This window comes from Mesorhizobium sp. M1E.F.Ca.ET.063.01.1.1 (genome assembly GCF_003998155.1).
Lineage (GTDB): Bacteria > Pseudomonadota > Alphaproteobacteria > Rhizobiales > Rhizobiaceae > Mesorhizobium.
Window position 1 is genome coordinate 1 of record NZ_RZSC01001178.1, and the last position, 1,216, is coordinate 1,216.

Here is a 1,216-nt window from a genome sequence, read left to right on the forward strand (position 1 = left end):
GCTCTGCGACGTCACCCGCGACCTCATCGTCATCGACTGACCAATTTCGAGGATACACAATGGACCGCAATCCCTTTTCGGAAGCCGAGATCGCCGGCCGCCTGTCGAAGGTGCGCAATGCGTTGGCCGAGCGCGGGCTCGACGCCGCCGTCTTCGCTTCGCCGGAAAATGTCTTCTATCTCACCGGTCTCGACCATTGGGGCTATTTCGCGCCGCATCTTCTGATCGTGCCGCTCGACCGGCAGCCGGTTCTCATCACCCGCTCGATGGAGAAGGTGACGATCGAAAACCAGGTGAAGGCGGCGGAATTCCGCGGCCATTCCGACAGCGAGACGGCGGCGGATCTTGCCGCGAGCGTCCTTTCCGAACTCGGCCTGACGGGCAAGCGCATCGGTCTCGAATACTGGACCTCGGGCCTCAGCCACGGCCTCGCCCTGAAACTGGAAGCGCAGGCCGAGGCCAAATGGAGCGATGTCTCCGGGCTGGTCGACAGAATGAGGCTAGTTAAGAGCGCCGAGGAACAGGCGCTGATGCGCCGCGCCGCCAAGGTCACGGATGCCGCCGCCGGTGCCGCGATCGCGGCGATCCACGACGGCGCCGCCGAGCAGGAGGTCGCCGCGCAATGCGTGGCGGCGATGGCGCGCGCCGGCGGCCATGCGCCCGGCTTCGGCCCCTTCATCCGCCCCGCCGCCCGGCTCGGCGAGGAACACACGACCTGGGGCGACGGCATCTATCGAAGCGGCGAGCCGGTCTTCGTCGAACTGTCCGGCTGCGTTTCGCGCTATCACGCACCGCTCGGCCGGCTGATCCGTATCGGTAGCATCAGGGACGAGGACGCCGCGATGGCCGAGGTGACGGCCAAGGCGTTCAATGCCGTCGTCAAGGCGCTGAAACCCGGCGTCAGGGCGCGCGACGTCTACGCCGCCTGGCAGGGTGTCGCCGACGAGGCCGGCCTTTCGCACTATCGCCGCCATCATTGCGGCTATCTCGTCGGCATCGGCCAGCCGCCGTCCTGGACTGGCGGCAATTCGGTGACGGGCCTGCGGCACGATTCCGATCTCGAGATCGAGACCGGCATGAGCTTCCACATCCTGTCCTGGCTGATGGGCACCGGCCGCGGCGACGATTTCATCTCCAACACCGTGCTTCTCACCGAGACCGGCGCCGAAGTGCTGACGCGCACCCCGACCGGTCCGATCGTTCACTAGACGATGAC

General features: G+C 66.5%; 1 protein-coding gene. It reads left to right on the forward strand.

Annotation, left to right across the window (positions count from 1 at the left end):
• Positions 1-59: 59 nt before the first annotated feature.
• Complete coding sequence (locus EOA29_RS37050; protein ID WP_127222432.1) at positions 60-1,208, forward strand: Xaa-Pro peptidase family protein; 1,149 nt, start codon at positions 60-62, stop codon at positions 1,206-1,208.
• Positions 1,209-1,216: the final 8 nt, after the last annotated feature.

Excerpts from the sequence above, each read along its gene's own strand:
- EOA29_RS37050 (WP_127222432.1), top strand. The coding sequence starts at position 60 with ATGGACCGCAATCCCTTTTCGGAAGCCGAGATCGCCGGCCGCCTGTCG.